Below are 16,627 nucleotides of genomic sequence, written 5' to 3' on the forward strand. Positions count from 1 at the left end.
CAGTTCACGAATGTACAGAAAGTCACGCGTTTACACTATGATTGGGCCAAAAATCACGCCGTGCTTTTGGTATATATACATATACACGAAAGAGGGCAACCACACTCGTTGGTTGCCCTCTTATCAGTTTCTTGCTAGTAAGTAATTAGCTCGAATCGGTTCAGGAGAAGTAGAGTAGAGCGATAGGCAAATTACCACTCAGTAGATCACTGATTGCCCCTGAGTTGACTGGTCTGTCAATTAATTGATCGTGCCAGTTGCTGCTGCCGGTTGGAAATACCACCCGCGTATCGAGCCAGTCAATGGCCAATGGCTTGTCTACACCCGTTTCGTGGCATAATCGCGCCAGATGGAGTGGCACAACGACAACGTACCCGACGCCGTTCTGCTGCCGGGAAAACGCCAGAACATGATCGCGGTAAGCGCCTTCAACGGCTAAAGGAACGTACTCAGACGTCGCCCAGAAGTCAGGCTGAGTGCGGCGGTTCTTCAGCAGCTTGTTTGTTAGCCAGCACTTAACCAGACCACTAAACCGCTCCGCCCAAAGCGCTGCCGATTGGCCAGCTTTATGCTGGTTACCATTCATTTCGTTTAGGTTCGTTATCATTGTTTCCCGCAGCGCGTAATCGACCGGGCGTCTATTATCAGGATCTACTAGGCTTAGGTCATGTAATTCACAGCCCTGATAAACGTCAGGAACGCCCGGCGTCGTGAATTTAAGCAGCACCTGCGCCAGCGAATTACTGATAGCAAAGTCGGCAATACGCTCCTGAAATGCGGTGAATGCCGGCCAGAATGAACCGTGCTTGTCCAACAAATGATCAATGTAGGCATGAGTGGCATCCATGTAGGCGGTATTAGGAGCTGTCCAACTGGTGTGCCGTTTTGCTTCCTGGAAGGATTTGGTCACGTATTCGTGCAGGCGGTCAGAAAAGTCATCTTCATCCTGTCCGGCAAACGGATGGGCTCCAACCAGTGTTTGCAGAATGAAATACGCATCGTTCTGATCGGGCCTGTTGTCGGGGCGTTGTTCTGCGGTCTGATCCAGCCAACGTTGGGCGGTTTGGGTCCACTCGTTGCCCAGGGCCGTCAGCACGTTCAGGCGGGCCCGTACGTCTTCGCCACGCTTGGTGTCGTGGGTCGAGGTGCCGTTCATGGCCAGCGGCCAATTGGTCTGCCGATCCTGCATTGCGTCATGAAACGCAGGTACGTCTATACCAAATGCTTCGGCTGAATCCCCTACTTCGTTATGGCCAATGAACCGGAAATACGTATACAGCAGTGTGTCTTCAACGCCCTTGGCCATCAGCGGCCCGGTAAACTGCATACACCGCTGGTAAAACCGAAGGGCCCGGGCATTATAAGCAGTATCGCCCTGCTGTGGTTTGGTTAGCCAGATCGATTCCAGCAAATCGGCAGGCGCGCGCAGTTCAACGGCCCGGTTACGAACACCATCAAGCATAAGGCGCAAGGCATTGGCTTCGTCTGCCTCCAGCGGAAACTGATTGCCGTAGTAGCGGTAAACCGGGCATTGCACCAGCAATTCGGCAATGGCCAGTAACAGCATCGTTGGGTTTACCGCCGCCAATTGCTCTTCTGTAGCCAGATGCTGATCATGGAAAAGCTTATACAAGTTGGCCAGTTCACCACCCATGTCGTGGTAAAGAATGTAGGCTTTTCGGCTTAATATCTGCTCGTGAATAGGCGTATCGTTACCAACCAGCTTATTATAAAAGTCAGTAAACGCTTCTTTGCCAGCTGGGTCTGTCAGAATATTGTTGACGAGCGCCAGGTAGTCGTATCCACTGCTACCCTGAATGGGCCAGGTGGCAGGCATTGCCTCTCCCGGTTCCAGAATTTTCTCGACTACGATATACGGTTCAGGGCCCATCGTTTCCCGGAGCCTGTCCAGATAACCTGCCGGATCGAAAAGTCCGTCAATATGGTCAATCCGCAACCCCTGGAACGTACCGTCGGCAACCAGTTCACGAACAAACTGATGAACGTGGTCGAACACGTCGGGGCGTTCAACGGCCAGGCAAATAAGCCCATTAACGGTGAAAAACCGCCGGAAGTTGATGCGCCGCCGCGTCTCGTCGCCATCACACAGGCGGTAATGCTGCTCTTCACAAAGCGCATGAATGTCATCGGCCGATTGGTTGAACCAGGCCAGCCGTGTCTCTATGTAATGCCGAACTGTCTCATCATCGGCCATAAGCTCCGCTAATTCAAGGCGTGCCTCGTCCCACAGCATGGAGGCCTGCCCTGCAGATACAGGCTGATGGTCAGTTACTCGGTTCCGGTCAGATAACAGGTTGTCCGGACTGTCGATGACCGGTTGCGTTGGGTGATTTGATGCGTTGGGGGCAAACAGGCCATCAACTCGTTTTAGCCATTCAGATAGCACTGCAGGTACGTTGCTGGTAAAGGCATCTGCCTGTTGTTGTTCTTCAGATACCAGCGCCTGTGCATACGTGTGCGGTGCCAATGGAAAATGGTTGTCGTAATACTGCAACACCAGCCGCTGATGCATGTAGGCTACCCGTAATTCGCCATTCTTGATGATGCTGGCCAGTTTCTGGCCCAAAAACGGAGCCATCAGCGTGCCGTCGAACAATTCGTTATTGCCCGGAATATCGAAATAGTGGGCGTATAGCGATTGGTGACCTTTTTCGAGCACGTCGCTGATCCACGGATTGGCCGGGTGAAACGCCAGGTGGTTTGGCACAATATCCTGCAACCAGCCCATGCCGCGTTCCGTCAACTGCTTACTCAGGCTGCGCAGCTGGTCGAGTGTGCCAATTTCCGGATTGATTCGCTGGGGGTCAATACCATCATACCCATGGGTGCTGCCGGGTGTCGCGGCCAGGGTAGGCGAGGCGTAAATGGTTGTGACGCCCAGTTTGTGGAGGTAATCGAGTTGCCGTTCAAGATGGGCAAACGTGAAGTTTTCGTGTAATTGTACACGATACGTAGAAACCGGATTATACATGACGTTGAGTGTAGATGATCTGTTGACAGACCACTACCTAAACGGTAAGAGTACCGGTAAATGTTTTGCGGGGTTAGCGATAGCCGCCACCGAAGCCGCCATTGTCGAAGAACGAGCGGCGACGGCTTAGTTTCAGCTCCTGAAGGATCGAGGATTTGGCCCGAAGGTCGAACGAATAGTTACCGGCACGGCTGGCACTACCGGCGTAGGGAGTCCAGTTGAATGCCATTTCCCAGCAGTGCAGATCGCGGTTCACGCCAATGGTTGTCAGCGAGGGAGCGTGGTACTGGAAATCGTAACCAGTCTGGTACGTAAATTTCCACTTCGGTGTCAGGCTAAAATCACCGGTCAAATTCAGGGTTTGAATAACGGCGCTCTGCGAAGGTGTCAGACGGGTATAACCAAACGAATAGCTTACGTTGACTGTCCACGGAATGCTAAAGTCGACGTACAGGTCGGGGTTCTGATTAATGGCTTTCAACGTGGCATCTGACGCATTGGGTGACTTTTTCGGAGCATCCGCTTTCTTCGGGGCAAACCGCGTACTCACAAACGCCTGAAGACTTGTTAAGCGTGCCAAACCCTGGCCGAGGGAGTAGGCATACTTGTTAACACGAATAGGGTCTACCGTTTCGCCAACTTGCTGATAGCCATATGGGTCGAACGTTGATGAAACGTTGAAATTCACGTTTTTGGCGATCTGCGTATTGGCACTGACATTCAGCAGCGAAAGTTTGTACTCGGGAGCCAGCAGGTTATAGCTGCCGTTGATGCTAAGGTTATCGAGCAGTGGAATCTTCTTGAACTCAGCCCCCGACGTATCATCGCGTGACCGGACTTTCATTTCCAATTGGTTGACGATGCCGAATGAAAGGATGGCGTTTTGGCCGGGAGCACTGCTGCCGTACGTTCCGCCCAGCCCCCGATAGCGCGACAGTTTACGCCTATATTCGGGTAAGCCTGCCAGTGAACCTTCGGCAGGAAGGGTAGTGAAAAAGCCAAAGGTTGATCCTGAAAAATCGGGCGTATAGCTGATAGACACCGAGGGAGCTACGGTATGGCGAATGGCTTCCAGTCGTTTTCCCCGGATGAAGTAGGTGCCATATACCCGCGTGTTCAGGCTGGCATTGGTTGCAAATGAATACGTTGGGAAAAAGCCCCGTGCCGTATCTATTCGAACGCCCCCCTTTGTTGGGTCTGTAGGATCCGGAATGTAAGTATACGTCAGTTGCCGGCTGTATATATCACCTTGCAGTGAGAAACCGGGTGTAAAATTGATGTACCGGGCGATCTTGAAGTTGGGCAATGATACTGGAATACTGTACCGCATCGTGACGTTACGATTATCTAATATTCGGCCCAGATTCTCCAGATTAAAGGCAACCAGATTAGGGTCGGCTATTGTGCGCCCCAGCCGGATAGAATCTGCCCGCGCCAGACTATCACGAACAACTTCATCGCGACTACGCAACCGGGCATTTGAGATCAGGGTGAACCCCAGTCCACTCGTGTCGATCGTATTACGGATCGTGTTGCTGATCGCCGCCTGCGCATCAAACTGGAAACCTACCCGAAAGCTTTCATACCACTTACCGGTGCCTCCTTTCAGAGCAAATGGGGCAATCTGGTTTACCGATAAGGTGTAGTCGAAGCCTACGTCGGTTTTGCCATTCTCGCGTACACCCGTTGTCTGGTTTACCTGCCCGAACTGCTGGTTTACCCGGAAATTGGCACCCGACCGAACATACTTACCGAACGTGCGGCTATACTGGATTGAGGAACCTGCTACGTTCGACGTAACTGCCTGGGTACTGAACGAGTTGAACTGGTTGTAACTGTTACTGGTGACGTTTACATTGGCTGAGAATGAGCCTCGCCGCCCAATGTTCTGAGGTGCATGCGCCCAGTTTATCGCAAAATCATTGCGATCTGGCGTGAGCAGCCGTTCGGCTTCTGTCAGCGCCCCTGACGTATTATGGTTGAACCGAAGCTGGAAGCTGCCGGCGTACCGATACCGTTTGTTGTAGGCCCCCGACGTACCCAGCCCCCAGCTTCCGCGCGAGTAGATCTGACCGGTAAACTGAAGGCCAATATTTTCGTTCACCGCCCAGTAGTAACCGCCATCGCGCAGGTAAAAGCCCCGGCCGTTGGGTTCTTCCCCATACTGCGGCATTAGAATACCCGACACGCCAATGTCTTTTTTCTTGGGGAACGGGAAAAAGCCAAACGGAAGGCCAAGCGGCAACGGAATCTGGTTAATGACCAGATTGAACGGCCCAGACACCACCTGCTTATTGTGCACCACCTTCAGCTTGGGCGCGTTGATGTGAAAGTGTGGCGTGGCCAGATTACAAGTCGTATAAATAGAACCACGGATATACAAATTGTCTTCTGCGTCTTTCTTGACCACTTTCCCCCGAATGTTTCCTTCCCCCTGCTGCGTAACAATTCCCTGAACCAGTGCTTTTTTGGTCTTAAAATTGTAGCGGATCTCTTTTGTGTTGTACTCTTCGCTACGGTCTTTGAAGATAGGTGTTCCCACCATTTTTTTCGACGTAGAATCGTAGCGACCGCGGGCAAAGACTTCGTTAGTAGCCTGGTTAAGCTTGATGTAATCGGCTTTCAGCGAAATGTCGCCATACACGACCTCGGCATTTCCCCAGAGTTCCACAATCTGACCATTCACCTGGCTGGAGTCTTTCGACGAATATCGGACGGTGGTTGTAAACTGATCTGCCGGGGCTTTGGTGGTATCCTTTCCTACCCGTAATCGAGTAGTATCACCACCCGAAATGCCCGTCACGTTCGTACCTGGTATGCGTGAGCCAGTGGTAGCCGACGTACCTGAGGGACGGGTATTGGCCGGTTGTGAAGGAGGAACGGGCAGTGGACTCAACGGGTTAGTGGGGCGGTCCTGCGCATGCAGAATCCCCGTAACTGCTGTTAAAAGCCACAGTAGCAGTGTATAATTCGTTACCCGTAAAATAATATACGTGATTTTCGGTTCTATCAAAAATTACATTTGCCGCCGTTGATAGTCTCAACAGTGCACACAAAGTTACCTACGAACAATCACCCAATACTGCCTTGAATCGCAATTCGCTGTTAATTTTTATTAAACCATTTACCTCCATCAAGTCAGTTATGCTTGTTAAGATTATCCTACTTTGTGCCGTATTGATTCCGCTACTGGCTGGAACAATGGTGCCCAAACCAGCCTGGCAGGATTCGACCAACCAGCAACCACGACCCGCTGGCCGGGCCAATCTGATACGTACTGTTGTTCTCGACGCCGGGCATGGTGGCAAGGATCCGGGCACACACGGGCGTTATGCCAAAGAGAAAACCATGAATTTGAAACTGGTGCTGGCATTGGGCGCAAAGATCAAAGAAGAGATGCCCGGCGTACGCGTTGTTTATACCCGTACTACCGATCGTTTTATCGAACTGGCCGAACGCTCAGCCATTGCTAATCGCAATCGTGCCGATTTGTTTATTTCGATTCATTGTAACGCCAACCCAAACTCGAAAGCTGTCCACGGGACCGAAACCTACACAATGGGGTTGCATAAAACGGAAGGAAATCTCGACGTTGCCAAGCGAGAGAACGCCGTTATCCTCAAAGAAGCCAACTACGAAGAAACCTACAAAGGCTTTAACCCTAACTCGCCCCTGGCCTATATCATGCTGGCTAATTATCAGCACGCTTTTATGGGAAGCAGTATCAGCTTTGCCGAAAAAGTAGAACGTAATTTCCGCCGCGAGGCCGACCGCACAAGCCGGGGCGTGAAGCAGGCCGGTTTTCTGGTGCTCTGGCGCACAACAATGCCCAGCGTTTTAATAGAGGCAGGTTACCTGACCAACGCTGATGAAGAAGATTTCCTGGCTTCAGAAGAAGGGCAGGAGCGCATAGCAGGCTCGATCTACAAAGCGTTTGAGCAGTATAAACACGACATGGAGGGAGTGAATTGAGCATAGGTGTTACCAGCGGAGGGGCGTGGCTTTATCGATTTCACTGACTCATTGGCTGCGTGGCAACTTTGGACATTGCCTGTCTAACCTTGAACCATGACCCCCCTTTTGCCGGTTATACGTCGAGGCAGGCGTATTAGACGCACGCCGATTCTATTACACGCTACATGAAACTCTCACAGGAAGCGAAAGTGGGTCTGCTGGCCTTGATTACGCTCACCATGTTTTTCTTCGGATTTAATTTTCTGAAAGGAAGCAACATCTTCAAGAAGAATAAACAGTTCACGGTCGTCTACGCCAACGTTGACGGACTGACGACCTCCAATCCCGTGCTGCTTAACGGCCTGACGGTAGGGCGCGTTGCCAAAATCGATCTGATGCCGGATCAGGGGAACAAACTGCTGGTTACGATCGACATGAACAAAAACGTGGTTGTCCGTCAGGGATCGAAAGCCTTGTTAGCCGATGGGGGTTTGTTAGGCGGAAAAATCATTCGGCTGGAAATAAACAAGGCCGGCACCGTTATGGACGAAGGCGAACTAATCGCTTCCAGCGAGCAAGGCATTTCGGCGTTGATCAAAGAAAAAACGTTACCCGTACTGAATAATGTTGACTCCCTGACCCGTCGGCTAAACTATGTAGTTGCCTCGTTTGATCAGACGGCCAGCATTCTGAATCAAACCCTGCGCGGGGCTGGTACGGTAACAGGTACGTTGAATGCAGCACTGGACGAAAACCGGACTGGTCTTAAACTGGCTCTGGCTAACGTAAATCAACTGTCGCGCTCGCTGGATAAGACTACGCAAGAGTTAAGCCCTATTCTGAATAAGGCATCGTCGTTTACGGATTCATTAAATGCGCTGCAATTGCGTCAGACCTTGAATAACGCTAACAAGTCGATTGATAATCTGCAACAGATGCTGGGTAATATTCAGAAGGGGCAGGGGTCACTTGGCAAGCTTGCCACTGATGATTCGCTCTATGTGAACGTTAGTCGCACGGCGGGGGGGCTGGAGAAGTTGTTGACGGATTTCCGGCAAAACCCGAAGAAATACATCAATGTATCGTTCTCTGTTTTTGGCAAAAAAGACAAACCGGCTGTTGGCAAGCCCGGTACAATGACCACCACCACCGTAACAACAATGGTGATAGATACTACGCGAAAGTAAATTTGGGTGTCTGCTTTGATTTCCAATAACTTTCTGCTACTTTTGCACTCCCAATCGCGACGGTTTAGTATCAAACATAGAAGCGGGTGAAGGTCCGAAAGGAAACCACATCTGATTTAATTAGCGGCAGAGGCGTTCCATCAGGTACGTTGTTTTGCCCTGAAGAGGTCAGGTGTTCTAACGCCTGACCTCTTTTTTTGATCCTGAAAAACAAGCCGTTGCAATCACGGCACATTTCCCGTACTTTTGCGGTCCGTTTCGGCGGGGTCCGGTCTACCGGCGGCACGGCGTTCCGTGATAGTTTAATCATTCTTTCACCTGCTTTTTAACAAACAGAAAATGTCTGGATTAATTGGTAAAAAGATCGGGATGACCAGTGTGTACAATGCGGACGGGCAGGCTCTGGCATGTACAGTAATTGAAACTGGTCCCTGTGTTGTAACCCAAGTCCGCACCAAGGACAAGGATGGCTACGAAGCTATTCAGTTGGGCTACGGCGAAAAAAGAGAAAAAAACACCAACAAGCCAATGTTAGGCCACTTTAAAGCGGCTAACACAACGCCTAAGCGGAAACTGGTTGAATTCAAAGAATTCGAACAGTCATTCAACTTGGGTGATACGCTGCAAATTGGCGACGTATTTGGTGAGGGAGATTTCGTTGACGTAGTCGGTACGGCTAAAGGTCGCGGTTTCCAGGGTGTAGTAAAACGCCACGGCTTCGGCGGTGTTGGCGGCCAAACGCACGGTCAGCATAACCGGGGTCGTCACCCAGGTTCGATCGGTGCCTGTTCATTCCCTTCGCGGGTGTTCAAAGGTCTGCGCATGGCAGGTCGTATGGGTGGTAACCGGGTTACGGTTCAAAACCTGAAAGTGTTACGCGTGTTGCCTGAGCAAAATCTGCTGGTTGTCAGCGGTTCAGTTCCAGGTGCCAAGAACTCATTCGTCATAATCGAGAAGTAAGCCGTCATGGAAGTTATCGTATATAACAGCAAAGGCGAAGACACAGGCAAGAAAGCCGAGTTGTCTGACGCCATCTTCGGCATCGAACCGAACACGCACGCGATCTACTTAGACGTTAAGCAGCACCTTGCCAACAAACGGCAGGGTACGCACAAAACGAAAGAGCGTGCAGAAAGTGCTCACTCAACCCGTAAGATCAAGAAGCAAAAAGGAACGGGCGGTGCTCGTGCCGGTAGCCTTAAGTCACCCGTATTCGTGGGTGGTGGTACCATCTTCGGTCCTCGTCAGCGCGATTATTCGTTCAAACTGAACAAGAAAGTAAAGGCTCTAGCCCGTCGTTCTGCGCTGGCTGCCAAAGCCCAGGCCAGCAATGTTTCGGTGCTGGAAAGCTTCACCTTCGAAGCGCCACGCACAAAAGATTATGTAGCATTCCTGAATGCTATGCAATTGACCGGCAAAAAGACGCTGTTGATTCTCCCAGACGTAGACATCAACGTTGTTAAGTCGAGCCGTAATATTCAGAAAACCCGTGTAACAACTGCTTCGCAGGTGAACACGTATGACCTGATGAACGCTGACCAACTGCTGATCAGCACGGAGGCCCTGGAAAAACTGCAAACCATCTTAGCGAACTAAATCATGGACGTGCTGAAAAGACCGATCGTTACCGAGAAGATGGCCACGCTGAACAAGCTGGGTAAATATGCCTTCTCAGTAGATCCAAAAGCCAATAAAATCGAGATTGCTAAAGCTGTAGAACAGATGTATGGTGTGAACGTGACAAGCGTAAACACAACACGGAAACTCGGCAAGAAGCGTTCGAAAAACATTAACGGGCGGGTTGTTACAGGCCGTACTCCCCTCGTTAAGAAAGCCATCGTGACCGTCGCTGAAGGCGAAGTGATCGACATTTACGGAGATTTATAGCCTCATCCCATAGGCTGACAAACCGAACCATTATCATGGGCGTAAGAAAACTAAGACCAGTAACTCCCGGCACTCGCTTTCGTGTTGCTCCCGATTTCAAGGAGCTCACCACGAGTAAGCCTGAAAAAAGCCTGTTAGAACCCCTGAAAAAATCGGGTGGACGTAACGACACAGGCCGCCGGACGATGCGCTACATTGGCGGAGGCCACAAGCGTATGTATCGGATTATCGACTTCAAACGCGATAAATTTGATATGCCTGCTACCGTTGTTTCGGTAGAGTATGATCCAAACCGCTCGGCCCGCATCTCATTGGTGCAGTACGAAGACGGCGAAAAGCGCTACATCATCTCTCCACAGGGGATTCAGGTGGGCCAGGTCATCCAGTCAGGCGAAGGTGTAACACCCGACGTAGGTAACGCCCTGCCACTGGCAAAAATGCCGATTGGTACGATCGTTCACAACATCGAATTGCAGCCAGGCCGTGGTGGTTCTATGGCCCGTTCGGCAGGTACGTATGCGCAGTTGGTAGCTCGTGAAGAGCGTTACGCTGTACTGCGTTTGCCTTCTGGTGAAACCCGCCGCGTACTGAACGTATGTTTGGCTACGGTTGGAACCGTATCAAATGCTGACCACATGAACGTAACGATGGGTAAAGCCGGTCGTATGCGTTGGTTGGGTCGCCGTCCGCGGGTACGTGGTGTAGCCATGAACCCAGTCGATCACCCAATGGGTGGTGGTGAAGGCCGTGCATCAGGTGGTCACCCACGCTCACGCAATGGTCAGTTCGCTAAAGGTCAGAAGACCCGTAAGCCGAAGAACGCATCCAATAAGTTGATTATCAGCCGTCGTAAAAAGTAAGCAGTAAATGGCACGTTCCCTAAAGAAAGGCCCATACATCGACTACCGCCTTGATAAGAAGGTGGAAGCGCTGAATGATACGGGCAAAAAATCGGTGGTCAAGACCTGGTCTCGCCGGTCTATGATTTCTCCTGATTTTGTAGGTCACACCTTTGCTGTGCATAACGGCAACAAGTTCATTCCAGTCTACGTGACGGAGAACATGGTGGGTCACAAATTGGGTGAATTCTCTCCTACCCGCAATTTCCGTGGTCACACGGCGAAGAAAGACAAAGGCAAACGATAAAACAGCTTGGGGCTTAGGGCCTAGGGCGAAGGATTAATTTCCTGCCCCGTGCTCCCTGCCCCACGCCCAAGAAACATGGAAGCAATAGCTAAGCTTAAAAATGTACCCTCGTCGCCGCGCAAAATGCGGTTGATCGCCGACTTGGTTCGCGGTCAGCGTGTGAGCCGGGCGTTGGGTATCCTGCGGTTCCAACCGCAAGCCGCTGCTGTCGTACTGCAAAAAGTCCTTCTTTCAGCAGTGGCCAACTGGCAGCAGAAGTACGAAGGTGAGCGCATTGAAGACGCTGACCTGTACATCAAAACGATTTTCGTTGATGGCGGCACAATGTTGAAGCGTCTGCGCCCGGCCCCACAAGGCCGTGGTCACCGGATCCGCAAGCGGTCAAACCACATTACATTGGTAATTGATAGCGCAGTTCCTGCTCAGCCGACGATTGAAACCGCACCCGAAACATCTGAAAACGCGTAACTCGAATGGGACAGAAAATTAATCCAGTAGGTTTCCGGCTCGGCATCGTCAAAGGATGGGATTCGAGTTGGTACGGCGGCAAGGAGTTCGCAGATAAACTTGTTGAAGACCAGAAGATCCGTAAATACATCTCGGCACGTATTCCGAAAGGAGCTATTGCCCGGGTTGTTATCGAACGGACGCTTAAGCGCATCACCCTAACGATTCACACGGCACGTCCGGGTATCGTTATCGGTAAAGGTGGCGGTGAGGTCGACAAGATCAAAGAAGAGCTGAAAAAGATCACGGGCAAAGATGTTCAGATCAATATCTTCGAGATCAAACGTCCTGAAATTGACGCCAAACTGATCGGCGAAGCGATTGCTCAGCAACTGGAAGCCCGGATTTCATTCCGTCGCGCCATGAAGCAGGCTATCAACTCGGCTATCCGTGTAGGTGCTCAAGGTATTAAAGTAAAAGTATCAGGCCGCTTGGGTGGTGCTGAGATTGCCCGTTCAGAGCAATATAAAGAAGGTCGTGTGCCCCTGCACACTATGCGTGCCGACATCGATTATGCCTTGTCTGAAGCTCAGACAGTATATGGTAAAATCGGTATCAAAGTATGGGTCTTCAAAGGTGAGCTGTACGGCAAGCGTGATTTATCACCAGCTGCATTGATGTCACAAGCTTCAGCTGGCGACCGTGCTGGAGGAAGCAATGACCGTGGCGACCGTGGTGGTCGTGGTCGGGGCGATGAGCGTGGCGGTGATCGTGGCGGCCGTGGTCGGAATGACCGTGGCGGCAATAGCAATGATCGCGGAGGCAATAATCGTGGTGGCGGAGCCCCTGGCGGCGCTAACCGTGGCGGTGGCGGCGCAGGTCGTCCCGGCGGTGGTGGCGGCGGTGGTCGTCGATAGACATCAGTGAACCGTGGGAACGTACCTATACTGACCCACGATTCCTTAACTCACTCTAACAGCAATGTTACAGCCAAGAAGAACCAAGTTTCGCAAAATGCACAAAGGTCGTATCAAAGGACTCGCTACACGCGGGTACGAGATCGCCTTCGGAACATTTGGCATTAAATCACTCGAACCAGGTCGGATCACGGCTCGGCAAATCGAAGCAGCTCGTATTTCAGTAACACGGGCAATGAAACGGGAAGGGCAAGTCTGGATTCGTATTTTCCCTGACAAACCCATCACTAAGAAACCAGCCGAAGTACGGATGGGTAAAGGTAAAGGTGCTCCTGAGTATTGGGTGGCCGTTGTGAAGCCCGGAACAATCATGTTCGAGGCAACCGGCGTTCCGCTTGCTACTGCCCAGGAAGCGCTGCGGTTAGCCGCTCAGAAACTACCTGTTCGGACAAAGTTCATCGTTCGTCGGGACTATATAGAAGAGGAGGCATAAGCCACAGGAGATAAGAAAGCCATGAAAAAGCAAGACATCAAAGCCCTGTCGGTCGACCAGCTCCACGAGCAGATCAGTGCCGAGAAACAACAGTTACAAAAGCTCAACTTTGCCCATGCGGTATCTCCGATTGAGAATCCCATGCGTATTCGTGAAAGCCGCAAACTGATTGCCCGGTTATACACGGAGTTGACCCAGAAGGAAAATCAGGCATAACCCGTTAGCCACGTATCGCAATGGAATCACAACAAGAGCAAACTCAGCCGCAGGTCGCAGCATCTGCGCCAGCCGCCGCAGCGTCGGTTGAACGGAGTGCCCGGAAAGAACGGATTGGGAAGGTGACGAGCAATAAAATGCAGAAAACCATCACCGTTGCCGTTGACCGGAAAGAGAAGCACACCAAGTATGGTAAATTTATGACCAGCACCACTAAGTTCACGGCACACGACGAGAACAATGAGTGCGGTATCGGCGACACGGTTCGGATCATGGAGACCCGCCCGTTGAGCAAGAACAAGCGTTGGCGTTTAGTTGAAATCATCGAGAAAGCGAAGTAAGCAGCCATGGTACAGCAGGAATCAAGATTAGGTGTTGCAGATAACAGTGGTGCTAAAGAAGTACTGGTTATCCGCGTACTGGGCGGTACAGGCAAGCGCTACGCTTCATTGGGTGATAAGATCGTCGTTACGGTCAAAGCCGCCATCCCGTCAAGTAATATGAAGAAAGGCACGGTGTCTAAAGCCGTTGTCGTTCGGACCAAGAAAGAGGTACGTCGGAAAGATGGTTCATACATTCGCTTCGAAGACAACGCAGCTGTGTTATTGAACAACAACGATGAGCCGCGTGGTACGCGCATCTTCGGGCCTGTTGCCCGTGAACTGCGCGAGAAGCAATTCATGAAAATCGTTTCGTTAGCCCCCGAGGTTATCTAAACTAAGGCATCAGGATGGAAAAGAAGAAAACAGTCGTTCCGCACAAGTTCCATATTAAAACTGGAGACACCGTATTGGTTATCTCGGGTAATAGCAAAGGACAACGGGGCGTCATCAAAGAAGTGATCCGGGAAAAAGACCGGGCCAAGGTGGAAGGCGTGGCAATGATCACGAAGCACATCAAGCCAACGGCTCAGAATCCTCAGGGTGAACTGCGTAAAGAAGAAGGTACGATCCACATCAGCAACCTGATGCTCGTTGATCCTGCCACAGGTGAGCCGACCCGGACGGGCCGTCGCCTGAACGACAAAGGGAAGTTGCAGCGTTTTTCTAAAAAGACGAACAACCTGCTCTAATCGGCTAATGTGTTCTAAAACACACTAAACGGACAAAGAAATGGCAAGCACGCCACGATTGAAAGATAAGTATGTGAACGAAGTGGCTGAACAACTCAAGCAGAAGTTTGAGTACAAGTCAACCATGCAGGTTCCCCGCCTGACCAAAATTGTTATCAACAAAGGCATTGGTGCCGCTGTTGCTGACAAGAAACTGGTCGATGTAGGCGTAGACGAGTTGACAACGATTACCGGTCAGAAAGCTGTACCAACGTTGTCGAAGAAAGCCGTATCTAACTTCAAACTGCGGGAGAATATGCCCATTGGTGCGAAAGTTACGTTGCGCGGCGACAAAATGTACGAGTTCCTGGATCGTTTGACTACGGTGGCTCTGCCCCGCGTTCGTGACTTCAAAGGAATTAGCGACAAAGGATTTGATGGTCGTGGTAACTATACCTTCGGCGTTAAAGAACAGATTATCTTCCCAGAGATCAGCATCGATAAGGTGTCACGTATCTCAGGTATGGATATCACCTTTGTAACAACGGCAAATACCGATGCGGAAAGCATCGAATTGCTGCGGGCTTTGGGTATGCCTTTCGCCAGCAACAAAAAATAAGTAAAACCAACCATGGCTAAAGAATCACTCAAAGCAAGAGAGCGCAAGCGGCAAGGTTTAGTCGCCAAATATGCGACAAAACGGGCTGCGCTGAAAGCGGCTGGCGACTATGTTGGCTTAGATAAACTGCCACGGAACGCCTCACCGGTTCGTCTTCACAACCGTTGCAAATTGACAGGTCGTCCTCGTGGCTACATGCGCAAATTTGGTATTTCGCGTGTAACCTTCCGCGAGATGGCAAGTGCCGGTAAGATTCCGGGTGTAACGAAGTCAAGCTGGTAAGGTTTTATTTCTCAAACAGTTTCCGTACTTTTGCAAGCCTTTTTCAGAAACAGGCAAGCAAGTAACTCCTTGCAGAAATGAATACAGATCCGATAGCAGATTTTTTGACCCGTGTCAGAAACGCCATCCGTGCCAAGCACCGGGTAGTGGAAATCCCTGCATCAAATATTAAAAAAGAAATCACGAAAGTGCTCTTCGAAAAAGGCTTCATCCAGAACTATAAGTTCGATGAGACCGGCCCTCAGGGTACGATCAAGATTGCCTTGAAATATAATCCGACTACGAAACAGTCAGCTATTGTTGACTTGCAGCGGGTTAGCCGTCCGGGTCTTCGTCAATATACAGGTGCAGCCACGCTGCCCCGTATTCTGAATGGACTGGGTGTCGCCATTGTGTCGACGTCAAAAGGCGTCATGACGGACAAAGAAGCCCGGACGCTTAACATAGGCGGCGAGGTGTTGTGTTACGTTTATTAATACCAAAGAAACACTATGTCACGCGTAGGGAATAAACAAATTGAACTGCCTGCAGCCGTTACTGTCTCCGTAGATGCTGAGAACGTGGTAACAGTGAAAGGCCCTAAAGGCAGCCTGTCACAGGCTATCGACCGTGATATTTCGGTATCATTGGAAGATGGTATTGTAAAGGTAACGCGCCCCACTGAGCAGAAACGGCATAAGGCTCTCCACGGCCTGTACCGTGCGCTGGTGAACAATATGGTCGTGGGTGTCAGCACTGGCTTCAAAATTGATCTGGAAATTATTGGTGTAGGTTACAAAGCCTCGGTTGCCAATAACATTCTGGAATTGAACCTGGGCTACTCGCACAATATTTTCCTGGCCATTCCGGCTGAGATTAAAGCAACGGCGATCACTGAGAAAGGCCAGAACCCGAAGGTTATCCTAGAAGGAACTGACAAGCAGTTGATTGGCGACGTAGCTGCCAAAATTCGCTCGCTCCGTAAGGTTGAGCCATACAAAGGAAAAGGTATCCGCTTCGTTGGTGAAGTGGTTCGCCGGAAAGCTGGTAAATCAGCAAGTAAGAAGTAATAAGCGCCCATTTGGTCGGTATCAAATAAAATGGCAGCAACGAAACAATCAAGACGGCAACGGATCAAGTTTGGCATCCGGTCGAAAGTATCCGGTTCGCCTTCGCGTCCCCGTTTATCCGTATTTCGCTCGAATAAGGCGATCTACGCACAGATCATTGACGACGAAGCAGGAAAGACACTGGTGTCTGCTTCCTCAATGGAATTGAAGACCGAAGTGAGCGGTTTCACAGTTGAAACTGCGAAGAAGGTCGGTCAGCGGTTAGCCGAGAAGGCCGCCGCCCAGAATGTACAGTCGGTGGTTTTTGACCGGAACGGCTATTTGTATCACGGCAAGGTGAAAGCCCTGGCTGACGGTGCCCGTGAGGGTGGCCTCAATTTCTAAGAG

General features: G+C 50.9%; 21 protein-coding genes. 19 read left to right on the forward strand and 2 right to left on the reverse strand.

All coding sequences use genetic code 11. From position 1 onward, the window contains the following. Positions 1 to 160: 160 nt before the first annotated feature. A complete protein-coding gene (gene treY, locus J2I46_RS13745; RefSeq protein ID WP_207329601.1) occupies positions 161 to 2,992 on the reverse strand; it encodes a malto-oligosyltrehalose synthase in 2,832 nt (943 codons plus the stop codon). A 73-nt stretch (positions 2,993 to 3,065) separates the two neighbouring features. Then, the gene (locus J2I46_RS13750) at positions 3,066 to 5,888 is read right to left on the reverse strand and encodes a putative LPS assembly protein LptD (RefSeq protein ID WP_229379745.1); all 2,823 of its coding nucleotides are present in this window, start codon (positions 5,886 to 5,888) and stop codon (positions 3,066 to 3,068) included. A gap of 248 nt (positions 5,889 to 6,136) precedes the next feature. On the opposite strand from J2I46_RS13750, the gene J2I46_RS13755 reads away from it, so the two are divergent. The 19 genes from J2I46_RS13755 (at position 6,137) to rplR (ending at position 16,624) form a co-directional block, all read left to right on the forward strand. Further along, entirely contained in the window at positions 6,137 to 6,964 is an 828-nt protein-coding gene (locus tag J2I46_RS13755) for an N-acetylmuramoyl-L-alanine amidase family protein (RefSeq protein WP_207329603.1), read from the forward strand. 167 nt (positions 6,965 to 7,131) lie between these two features. Continuing rightward, positions 7,132 to 8,133 carry an MlaD family protein gene (locus J2I46_RS13760; RefSeq protein WP_207329604.1) on the forward strand — a complete coding sequence of 334 codons (1,002 nt, stop codon included), beginning with the start codon at positions 7,132 to 7,134 and terminating at the stop codon, positions 8,131 to 8,133. 339 nt (positions 8,134 to 8,472) lie between these two features. Further along, complete coding sequence (rplC, locus tag J2I46_RS13765) at positions 8,473 to 9,093, forward strand: 50S ribosomal protein L3 (RefSeq protein ID WP_085412243.1); 621 nt, start codon at positions 8,473 to 8,475, stop codon at positions 9,091 to 9,093. A gap of 6 nt (positions 9,094 to 9,099) precedes the next feature. After that, positions 9,100 to 9,729: a 50S ribosomal protein L4 gene (gene rplD, locus J2I46_RS13770; RefSeq protein WP_207329605.1), complete on the forward strand. Its 630-nt coding sequence runs from the start codon at positions 9,100 to 9,102 to the stop codon at positions 9,727 to 9,729. A gap of 3 nt (positions 9,730 to 9,732) precedes the next feature. Further along, positions 9,733 to 10,020, forward strand: coding sequence for a 50S ribosomal protein L23 (rplW, locus tag J2I46_RS13775; protein ID WP_207329606.1), 288 nt, complete (start codon positions 9,733 to 9,735; stop codon positions 10,018 to 10,020). A gap of 35 nt (positions 10,021 to 10,055) precedes the next feature. Continuing rightward, complete coding sequence (gene rplB, locus J2I46_RS13780) at positions 10,056 to 10,880, forward strand: 50S ribosomal protein L2 (RefSeq protein ID WP_207329607.1); 825 nt, start codon at positions 10,056 to 10,058, stop codon at positions 10,878 to 10,880. A gap of 7 nt (positions 10,881 to 10,887) precedes the next feature. Then, the gene (gene rpsS, locus J2I46_RS13785; RefSeq protein WP_085412247.1) at positions 10,888 to 11,166 is read left to right on the forward strand and encodes a 30S ribosomal protein S19; all 279 of its coding nucleotides are present in this window, start codon (positions 10,888 to 10,890) and stop codon (positions 11,164 to 11,166) included. 75 nt (positions 11,167 to 11,241) lie between these two features. After that, positions 11,242 to 11,634: a 50S ribosomal protein L22 gene (gene rplV, locus J2I46_RS13790; RefSeq protein ID WP_207329608.1), complete on the forward strand. Its 393-nt coding sequence runs from the start codon at positions 11,242 to 11,244 to the stop codon at positions 11,632 to 11,634. A 5-nt stretch (positions 11,635 to 11,639) separates the two neighbouring features. Further along, positions 11,640 to 12,530 carry a 30S ribosomal protein S3 gene (gene rpsC, locus J2I46_RS13795; protein WP_207329609.1) on the forward strand — a complete coding sequence of 297 codons (891 nt, stop codon included), beginning with the start codon at positions 11,640 to 11,642 and terminating at the stop codon, positions 12,528 to 12,530. A 64-nt stretch (positions 12,531 to 12,594) separates the two neighbouring features. Next, positions 12,595 to 13,023 carry a 50S ribosomal protein L16 gene (gene rplP / locus J2I46_RS13800; RefSeq protein ID WP_207329610.1) on the forward strand — a complete coding sequence of 143 codons (429 nt, stop codon included), beginning with the start codon at positions 12,595 to 12,597 and terminating at the stop codon, positions 13,021 to 13,023. 21 nt (positions 13,024 to 13,044) lie between these two features. Next, a complete protein-coding gene (gene rpmC, locus J2I46_RS13805) occupies positions 13,045 to 13,239 on the forward strand; it encodes a 50S ribosomal protein L29 (RefSeq protein WP_207329611.1) in 195 nt (64 codons plus the stop codon). A 20-nt stretch (positions 13,240 to 13,259) separates the two neighbouring features. Continuing rightward, a complete protein-coding gene (gene rpsQ / locus J2I46_RS13810) occupies positions 13,260 to 13,580 on the forward strand; it encodes a 30S ribosomal protein S17 (protein ID WP_207329612.1) in 321 nt (106 codons plus the stop codon). Positions 13,581 to 13,586: 6 nt separating this feature from the next. Next, positions 13,587 to 13,955: a 50S ribosomal protein L14 gene (gene rplN, locus J2I46_RS13815; protein ID WP_015334425.1), complete on the forward strand. Its 369-nt coding sequence runs from the start codon at positions 13,587 to 13,589 to the stop codon at positions 13,953 to 13,955. A 14-nt stretch (positions 13,956 to 13,969) separates the two neighbouring features. Next, entirely contained in the window at positions 13,970 to 14,311 is a 342-nt protein-coding gene (gene rplX / locus J2I46_RS13820) for a 50S ribosomal protein L24 (protein WP_085412253.1), read from the forward strand. Between the two features lie 40 nt (positions 14,312 to 14,351). Then, positions 14,352 to 14,909 (forward strand): 50S ribosomal protein L5, encoded by a 558-nt coding sequence (gene rplE, locus J2I46_RS13825; protein ID WP_207329613.1) that lies wholly within the window; start codon positions 14,352 to 14,354, stop codon positions 14,907 to 14,909. Positions 14,910 to 14,921: 12 nt separating this feature from the next. Then, entirely contained in the window at positions 14,922 to 15,191 is a 270-nt protein-coding gene (gene rpsN, locus J2I46_RS13830; protein ID WP_085412255.1) for a 30S ribosomal protein S14, read from the forward strand. 77 nt (positions 15,192 to 15,268) lie between these two features. Continuing rightward, positions 15,269 to 15,667, forward strand: a complete 399-nt coding sequence (gene rpsH / locus J2I46_RS13835) for a 30S ribosomal protein S8 (RefSeq protein ID WP_085412256.1) — start codon at positions 15,269 to 15,271, stop codon at positions 15,665 to 15,667. Between the two features lie 15 nt (positions 15,668 to 15,682). Beyond that, complete coding sequence (gene rplF, locus J2I46_RS13840) at positions 15,683 to 16,240, forward strand: 50S ribosomal protein L6 (protein WP_207329614.1); 558 nt, start codon at positions 15,683 to 15,685, stop codon at positions 16,238 to 16,240. Positions 16,241 to 16,270: 30 nt separating this feature from the next. Continuing rightward, positions 16,271 to 16,624, forward strand: coding sequence for a 50S ribosomal protein L18 (rplR, locus tag J2I46_RS13845; protein ID WP_085412258.1), 354 nt, complete (start codon positions 16,271 to 16,273; stop codon positions 16,622 to 16,624). Positions 16,625 to 16,627: the final 3 nt, after the last annotated feature.

This window comes from Fibrella forsythiae (assembly GCF_017353175.1).
Lineage (GTDB): Bacteria > Bacteroidota > Bacteroidia > Cytophagales > Spirosomataceae > Fibrella > Fibrella forsythiae.

Bases quoted from the DNA above. Each gene is read 5' to 3' on its own strand.
- treY (WP_207329601.1), bottom strand. From the start codon at position 2,992: ATGTATAATCCGGTTTCTACGTATCGTGTACAATTACACGAAAACTTC.
- J2I46_RS13755 (WP_207329603.1), top strand. From the start codon at position 6,137: ATGCTTGTTAAGATTATCCTACTTTGTGCCGTATTGATTCCGCTACTG.
- J2I46_RS13760 (WP_207329604.1), top strand. From the start codon at position 7,132: ATGAAACTCTCACAGGAAGCGAAAGTGGGTCTGCTGGCCTTGATTACG.
- rplC (WP_085412243.1), top strand. From the start codon at position 8,473: ATGTCTGGATTAATTGGTAAAAAGATCGGGATGACCAGTGTGTACAAT.
- rplD (WP_207329605.1), top strand. From the start codon at position 9,100: ATGGAAGTTATCGTATATAACAGCAAAGGCGAAGACACAGGCAAGAAA.
- rplW (WP_207329606.1), top strand. From the start codon at position 9,733: ATGGACGTGCTGAAAAGACCGATCGTTACCGAGAAGATGGCCACGCTG.
- rplB (WP_207329607.1), top strand. From the start codon at position 10,056: ATGGGCGTAAGAAAACTAAGACCAGTAACTCCCGGCACTCGCTTTCGT.
- rpsS (WP_085412247.1), top strand. From the start codon at position 10,888: ATGGCACGTTCCCTAAAGAAAGGCCCATACATCGACTACCGCCTTGAT.
- rplV (WP_207329608.1), top strand. From the start codon at position 11,242: ATGGAAGCAATAGCTAAGCTTAAAAATGTACCCTCGTCGCCGCGCAAA.
- rpsC (WP_207329609.1), top strand. From the start codon at position 11,640: ATGGGACAGAAAATTAATCCAGTAGGTTTCCGGCTCGGCATCGTCAAA.
- rplP (WP_207329610.1), top strand. From the start codon at position 12,595: ATGTTACAGCCAAGAAGAACCAAGTTTCGCAAAATGCACAAAGGTCGT.
- rpmC (WP_207329611.1), top strand. From the start codon at position 13,045: ATGAAAAAGCAAGACATCAAAGCCCTGTCGGTCGACCAGCTCCACGAG.
- rpsQ (WP_207329612.1), top strand. From the start codon at position 13,260: ATGGAATCACAACAAGAGCAAACTCAGCCGCAGGTCGCAGCATCTGCG.
- rplN (WP_015334425.1), top strand. From the start codon at position 13,587: ATGGTACAGCAGGAATCAAGATTAGGTGTTGCAGATAACAGTGGTGCT.
- rplX (WP_085412253.1), top strand. From the start codon at position 13,970: ATGGAAAAGAAGAAAACAGTCGTTCCGCACAAGTTCCATATTAAAACT.
- rplE (WP_207329613.1), top strand. From the start codon at position 14,352: ATGGCAAGCACGCCACGATTGAAAGATAAGTATGTGAACGAAGTGGCT.
- rpsN (WP_085412255.1), top strand. From the start codon at position 14,922: ATGGCTAAAGAATCACTCAAAGCAAGAGAGCGCAAGCGGCAAGGTTTA.
- rpsH (WP_085412256.1), top strand. From the start codon at position 15,269: ATGAATACAGATCCGATAGCAGATTTTTTGACCCGTGTCAGAAACGCC.
- rplF (WP_207329614.1), top strand. From the start codon at position 15,683: ATGTCACGCGTAGGGAATAAACAAATTGAACTGCCTGCAGCCGTTACT.
- rplR (WP_085412258.1), top strand. From the start codon at position 16,271: ATGGCAGCAACGAAACAATCAAGACGGCAACGGATCAAGTTTGGCATC.